Genomic DNA, 5846 nt, shown 5'->3' with positions numbered 1-5846 from the left:
GCGGGCTGCCGGAAACCCCGAAGGTGGTGTCGTGGGCGAACCCGCCGACGATCAACTCCCCGGCGACGGCGGGTGCGGCCGTGGCGATGGCGGCGACGGAAGCCAAGAGGCCAGCGGCCCGTCCGAACTTAAGCAGCATGGAATATCCCCTAAGCGCCGCGCTCGAGGGCGGCCATGGGCAGGAAACGATTGTGGCCGGATAAAGCTTCAAAGCTTCGGCTTGTCCAGCGGTCTGGCGGCTAATCAGGCCGCTTCGAATTTCAACGGGGCGCCCCAGAATGTTTCCACCAGGCCATTCTGGGCCTTCGGTTCACCGGTGGTGAGGAAGCGGCGCAGGCCGCTGGAGCCCGGATCGTACTGGGGATGGCGGGCCAGATAGCGCTCCATGGCGTCGGCCACGGCCTCAGGCTGATGGATCAGCGGCGTGCCCGGCGGAAGGGCTGCGGCGAACAGGTCGGCCACGATCTCGTAGTGGGTGCAGCCCAGGATCGCCCGATCCGGCGTCCGGCCGATGCGTACGCTCAGCGCATGGACGTGCGTAGCGATGGTTTCGCGCAGCACGTCGCGGTCGACCCCGGCCTCGATCATCCGCGCCAGGGTCGGACAGGGCTCGGTGAAGACGGCCACGTCCTGGCTGCGCTTGTCGATCTCGATCTCGTAGACCCGCGAGCCGGCGGTGGCCGGGGTGGCGAACAGGCCGATGACGTCCAGCTGCTCGGCCTTTTCGCTGAGCCGATGCGCGGGCTCCTGCTCCCAGGGCAGGCCGGTGGCGGCCTCGATGGTCGGCACGATGATGCCGATCACGTTCACCGGCCGCCCCAGCGCCTGGCGATAGCCCGGCAGCCAGGTCTGCTGCAGGGTGCGTAGCGCGATGGCGCAGGCGGTGTTGCAGCCCAGGATCACCAGGTTGGCCCCGGCCTCGAACAGGCGGATGCAGCCCTGGCGGGTCAGGTCGACGATCTCCTCGCCCGGCAGGCCGCCGATGGGGCAGTTGGCCTGGTCCGCGAAGTAGATGAAATCCGCGGTGGGCAGTCGTTCCACCAACGTGCGGTGGACGCTGAGCCCGCCCACCCCTGAATCGAAAACGCCGATCGCCATGCTCGTCCTTCTACGCCGCGCGGCCTGCGCGTCCAGGGGTGGTTTGGTGCGCGTCCTTCGAGACGCCCCTTCGGGGCTCCTCAGGATGACGAAGGTTCGTGGAGTCCGCCTTCATAACGTCATGCCGAGGAGCACGCAGCGCGTCTCGAAGCACGCACCCCTCACACCGTCAGGATCACCTTGCCGACGTGCTCGCCGGCCTCGAGGTAGGCGTGCGCCGCCGCCGCGTCCCGCAGCGGGAACACCTTGGCTACGGGTAGGCGGACCTTGCCGGCCGCGACCCACGGCCAGGCCTCGGCCTCCACCGCCCGCGCCAGGCGCGCCTTCTCGTCGGCGGAGCGGGGACGCAGGGTGGAGGCGACGAAGGTCAGTCGTTTCACCAGCAGGGGCGACAGGTCCAGCTCGATCTTGGAGCCGGCCTGGAAGGCGATCTGGGTCAGCCGTCCCTCTAAATTCAGCACCGCGAGGTTCTTCTGGGTGAAGTCGCCGCCGACCATGTCCAGCACCACGTCCGCGCCGCCCTCGCGCCTCGCCGCTTCGACGAAATCCTCGGCGCTGGAGTCGATGGAGACGTCGGCGCCCAGCTCCAGCGCCCTGGCGGTCTTGGCCGCGCCTCGGCTGGTGGCGATCACCCGCGCGCCTGCGGCCTTGGCCAGGGCGATGGCGGTGACGCCGATGCCGCTGGTGGCGCCGTGGACCAGCAAGGTCTCGCCGGCCTGCAGCCGCGCCCGCTCGAACACGTTGGAGAAGACGGTGAACACGGTCTCGGGCAGGCCGGCGGCCTGGATCATGTCGAGCCCGTCGGGGACCGGCAGGGCGTGGCGCGCGTCCACCAAGGCGTATTGCGCATAGCCTCCGCCGCCCAGCAGGGCGCAGACCTTGTCGCCGATCCGCCATCGCGCCGCGCCTTCGCCCAGCGCCGCCACCTCGCCCGAGACCTCCAGCCCCAGGATGTCCGGCGCGCCGGGCGGCGGCGGGTAGGCTCCCTTGCGCTGGAGCAGGTCGGGGCGGTTCACCCCGGCGGCTGCGACCCGCACCAGGATCTGGCCCGGACCGGGACGCGGGGTGTCGACGGTCTGCGGCCGCAGCGCTTCGGGCGGACCCTTGCCGCCTTCGACGACGATGGCGGTCATGCTGTGTGGCGTATCGCTCATGGGCGGCCTTTCCGGCGGACCTCTCGAAGAGGGTCTGGACGTCTGATATGTTCCCGCCCTTGCGCTGCGCAAGCGGCGGGGACAGGAGGCCCAGATGGAGGAGCCGGCGCCGCCGCGCGCTCAGCGTGGCAAGAGCCTGGACGAGGCGACGCGCGAAGACCTGGACGTCTACGCCGTGGACGAGCTGGCCGAACGCATCGCCCGGCTGGAAAACGAGATCGCGCGCACCCGCAAGGTGCTGGACCGCAAGCGATCGGGCCGCAGCGCCGCCGACGCGCTGTTCTCCTTCGGACAATAGGAAGCAGTTCGCTTCTATTCCTTAAGACTATTAAGCATGTTTTCTTGCAAAGTGGACGGACGTGCTCGGGAGAATCATGAGCATGATCCCGGCCACGCCGATGTGCTGGCATATGGGTTGCAAGGGGGTCGGCCAAGTCGTCCGAACAGGGACGGTCGTTTGGTCGGTCGGGAGGGTGGTTTGGACGAGTTCGCTTTTGTTGAAGTGGCGGGCCGGCGCGCAGGTGCGGTCGAGGACTTCGCCCAATCGGCCCTGTTCGACCGCACCTTCAAGGACGGCATGGCCCTGGTCGAGGCCGCGGCCGCCTATCTGGACGGCGCCGGTCGCCAGGAATCGCGGCTGCTGTCCCGCTCCGGCGCGCTCGCCTACGCCAACATCAGCATGCGCCTCACCACCCAGCTGATGCAGGTGGCCTCCTGGCTGCTGGTGCAGCGGGCCGTGCGCGAAGGCGACATGGGCGCGCTCGAAGCCTGCGACGACCGTTACCGGGTCACAGCCCCGCCGGAGCTGGACGCCGACGACCGCGACGCCGAGGCGCTCGACCTGCCCCGCGGGCTGCTCGACCTGCTCGCCCGGTCGCGCCAGCTCTACGAACGGGTGCGCCACCTCGATCAACGGATGTACCGCGACGCGTTCGAGGCCGATTCTCGTCCCATCCAGTCCCAGATCGACCGCCTCCAGGCCGCCTTCGGGACCTGATTCCCGTCCAGACTTTCGTCGGGAGGGCCGCTGGGCTATCTCGTCCGCCATGCGTGAAGATCGCGGCCGTGTGCTGATCGTCGCCGGTTCCGACAGCGGCGGCGGGGCCGGGCTGCAGGCCGACATCAAGACCGTGACCATGTTCGGCGGCTACGCCACCGTCGCCGTCACCGCGATCACGGTGCAGAACACGCTGGGCGTATCGGACGTGTTCCCGATCCCGCCCGCGATCGTGCTGGCCCAGGGCCGCGCGGTGCTGGACGACATCGGGACCGATGCGGTGAAGCTCGGCATGCTGGGCGACGCGGCCACGGCCAGGGTCGCCGCCGAGCTGATCGAATTGGCCGGGGACGCCCCCGCGGTGGTCGACCCGGTGATGACCGCCAAGGGCGGGGCGGCGCTGATGGCGCTCGAGACCCTGGCGGTGCTGCGTGAGCGGATACTGCCCCGCGCGGCCCTGCTCACCCCCAACGCCCCCGAAGCCGCGGCTCTGACCGGCCGTCCGGTCGAGACCGTCGACGACCTTCGCCGCGCCGGCGAAGCCCTGCTGGAGGCGGGCGCCCGGGCGGTGCTGATGAAGGGCGGCCATATCGAGGGGCCGCGCGTGGTCGACATCCTGATGACGTCCATGGGCGAAACCCGTTTCGAAAGCGGCCGGATCGAGACCCGCCACACCCACGGCACCGGCTGCACCCTGGCCTCGGCCATCGCCGCCGGCCTGGCCCAAGGCGAGAGCCTGGAGAACGCGGTGGAACGGGCCCACGCCTATGTCCGCGAGGCCATCCGCCATGCGCCGGGCTTCGGCGCCGGCCACGGGCCGTTAGGGCACAACTGGAGTCTGAAGGGCTGAGCGCTCCGAGCCGGAACGCGAAAAGGCCGAAGCGATGCCGCTCCGGCCTCGTTCGCTAGATGTGGGACCCGCCGCGTTTCCACGGCGGGCCCTTCAAATCAGGAGTTCGAACTACCAGGCGCGGCAGATGCGGCGGTGATGACCGCCCCAATGGCAGACGCGGTGATGGTGGTGATGGTGACGCCAGGGTTGGGCCTGGGCGCCCGAGGTCGCGCCGGCCAGGGTGGCGGCGGCGATGGCGGCGGCGATCAAGATTTTCATCGTTGAGGCTCCTTTTCGGGTTGCACGGAACCACAACGGTTCAGCTCCCCACGACTATTTACGGTTGATCTGGAAACAGGTCCGGCGAACCGGCCTCTGCCGCGTCAACACGCCGCAGTAGATGAGCCCAACAATGGTGAACCGACCCTGAACGCCGGCCAAAACGAAATCCACCGGCAACATTTTACTTGTCACCGCCGGCCAATGCGAGCTTCTGGCCCACGGGCCACACCCTCCCAACGGGGTGCAGTCCATCTGTGAGGATGGGAGACATAGCTATGACCACCACTCCGGCCACGCCGGCGATGCGCCCTGCGCGTCCTGAATTCTCTTCCGGCCCCTGCGCCAAGCGCCCCGGCTGGACCCCCGAAAAACTAGGTTCCGCGGTCCTCGGCCGCTCGCACCGCTCCAAGCTCGGCAAGTCGCGCCTGCAGCAGGCCATCGCCATGACCCGCGACGTCCTGGACGTGCCCGACGACTACCTGATCGGCATCGTCCCCGCCTCCGACACCGGGGCGGTGGAGATGGCCATGTGGTCGATGCTGGGCCCGCGCCCGGTCCAGGTGCTGGCCTTCGAGAGCTTCAGCAAGGACTGGGCGATCGATGCGGTGAAGCAGCTCAAGGTCGAAACCGAGGTGCTCGACGCGCCCTATGGCGAGCTGCCCGACCTGACCAAGGTCCGCCCCGACGCCGACCTGGTGTTCGCCTGGAACGGCACCACCTCCGGCGTGCGCGTCCCCAACGCCGACTTCATCTCCGCCGACCGCCAGGGCGTGGTCATCTGCGACGCCACCTCGGCCGCCTTCGCCCAGAAGCTGGATTGGGCCAAGCTCGATGTGATCACCTTCTCCTGGCAGAAGGTGCTGGGCGGCGAGGCCGCGCACGGCGTGCTGATCCTGAGCCCCCGCGCGGTGGCGAGGCTTGAGAGCTACACCCCGCCCTGGCCGATGCCCAAGATCTTCCGCATGACCAAGGGCGGCAAGGTCAACGCCGAGATCTTCGAAGGCGCCACCATCAACACCCCCTCCATGCTGTGCGTGGAGGACTATCTCGATGCGCTGAAGTGGGCGGACGGGATCGGCGGCCTGGAAGAGCTGCACCGTCGCGCCGACCGCAACCTGGCGGTGCTGGAAGCCTGGGTGGCCAAGACCGCCTGGGTCGATTTCCTGGCCGCGACGCCGCAGACCCGCTCCAACACCTCGGTCTGCCTCAAGGTGGTGGACCCCAAGGTCACGGCCTTGCCCGGGGCGGCGCAGGCCGAGTTCGCCAAGAAGCTGGCCTCGGTGCTGGAGAAGGCGGGCGCGGCGCTCGACATCGGCGGCTATCGCGATGCGCCGGCCGGTCTGCGGATCTGGTGCGGCGCCACGGTGGAACAGAGCGATCTGGACGCCCTGACGCCCTGGCTCGACTGGGCCTTCGCCACCGTCTCCGCCGAGATGTCGCTGGCCTGACGCGATCTCCCTCCCCCTTGATGGGGGAGGGCCGG

General features: G+C 69.2%; 7 protein-coding genes. 4 read left to right on the top strand and 3 right to left on the bottom strand.

Annotated elements, in window-relative coordinates; all coding sequences use genetic code 11:
- Positions 1 to 243 precede the first annotated feature (243 nt).
- Entirely contained in the window at positions 244 to 1098 is an 855-nt protein-coding gene (locus GSQ87_RS15950; RefSeq protein WP_158916329.1) for a glutamate racemase, read from the bottom strand.
- 161 nt (positions 1099 to 1259) lie between these two features.
- Positions 1260 to 2252, bottom strand: a complete 993-nt coding sequence (locus GSQ87_RS15945; protein ID WP_158916328.1) for an NAD(P)H-quinone oxidoreductase — start codon at positions 2250 to 2252, stop codon at positions 1260 to 1262.
- 94 nt (positions 2253 to 2346) lie between these two features.
- On the opposite strand from GSQ87_RS15945, the gene GSQ87_RS15940 reads away from it, so the two are divergent.
- The 3 genes from GSQ87_RS15940 to thiD all read left to right on the top strand — a co-directional run bounded on the left by GSQ87_RS15940 (position 2347) and on the right by thiD (position 4099).
- Positions 2347 to 2550, top strand: coding sequence for a DUF1192 domain-containing protein (locus tag GSQ87_RS15940; RefSeq protein WP_158916327.1), 204 nt, complete (start codon positions 2347 to 2349; stop codon positions 2548 to 2550).
- A gap of 180 nt (positions 2551 to 2730) precedes the next feature.
- Complete coding sequence (locus GSQ87_RS15935) at positions 2731 to 3249, top strand: DUF1465 family protein (protein WP_254063021.1); 519 nt, start codon at positions 2731 to 2733, stop codon at positions 3247 to 3249.
- A gap of 49 nt (positions 3250 to 3298) precedes the next feature.
- Positions 3299 to 4099, top strand: a complete 801-nt coding sequence (gene thiD / locus GSQ87_RS15930) for a bifunctional hydroxymethylpyrimidine kinase/phosphomethylpyrimidine kinase (RefSeq protein WP_158916325.1) — start codon at positions 3299 to 3301, stop codon at positions 4097 to 4099.
- A 111-nt stretch (positions 4100 to 4210) separates the two neighbouring features.
- Here thiD and GSQ87_RS22360 read toward each other — a convergent pair whose 3' ends face one another.
- Positions 4211 to 4360 (bottom strand): hypothetical protein, encoded by a 150-nt coding sequence (locus tag GSQ87_RS22360; protein ID WP_174241452.1) that lies wholly within the window; start codon positions 4358 to 4360, stop codon positions 4211 to 4213.
- A gap of 278 nt (positions 4361 to 4638) precedes the next feature.
- On the opposite strand from GSQ87_RS22360, the gene GSQ87_RS15925 reads away from it, so the two are divergent.
- Entirely contained in the window at positions 4639 to 5811 is a 1173-nt protein-coding gene (locus GSQ87_RS15925; protein WP_158916324.1) for a phosphoserine transaminase, read from the top strand.
- Positions 5812 to 5846 lie beyond the last annotated feature (35 nt).

Source organism: Caulobacter sp. S45 (assembly GCF_009765965.1).
Taxonomy (GTDB): Bacteria; Pseudomonadota; Alphaproteobacteria; order Caulobacterales; family Caulobacteraceae; genus CAHJWH01.
The sequence above is the reverse complement of the archived record's forward strand: the minus strand, read 5'-3'. Positions and strand labels throughout refer to the sequence as shown.

Excerpts from the sequence above, each read along its gene's own strand:
- GSQ87_RS22360 (WP_174241452.1), bottom strand. The coding sequence starts at position 4,360 with ATGAAAATCTTGATCGCCGCCGCCATCGCCGCCGCCACCCTGGCCGGC.
- GSQ87_RS15925 (WP_158916324.1), top strand. The coding sequence starts at position 4,639 with ATGACCACCACTCCGGCCACGCCGGCGATGCGCCCTGCGCGTCCTGAA.
- thiD (WP_158916325.1), top strand. The coding sequence starts at position 3,299 with ATGCGTGAAGATCGCGGCCGTGTGCTGATCGTCGCCGGTTCCGACAGC.
- GSQ87_RS15950 (WP_158916329.1), bottom strand. The coding sequence starts at position 1,098 with ATGGCGATCGGCGTTTTCGATTCAGGGGTGGGCGGGCTCAGCGTCCAC.
- GSQ87_RS15945 (WP_158916328.1), bottom strand. The coding sequence starts at position 2,252 with ATGAGCGATACGCCACACAGCATGACCGCCATCGTCGTCGAAGGCGGC.
- GSQ87_RS15940 (WP_158916327.1), top strand. The coding sequence starts at position 2,347 with ATGGAGGAGCCGGCGCCGCCGCGCGCTCAGCGTGGCAAGAGCCTGGAC.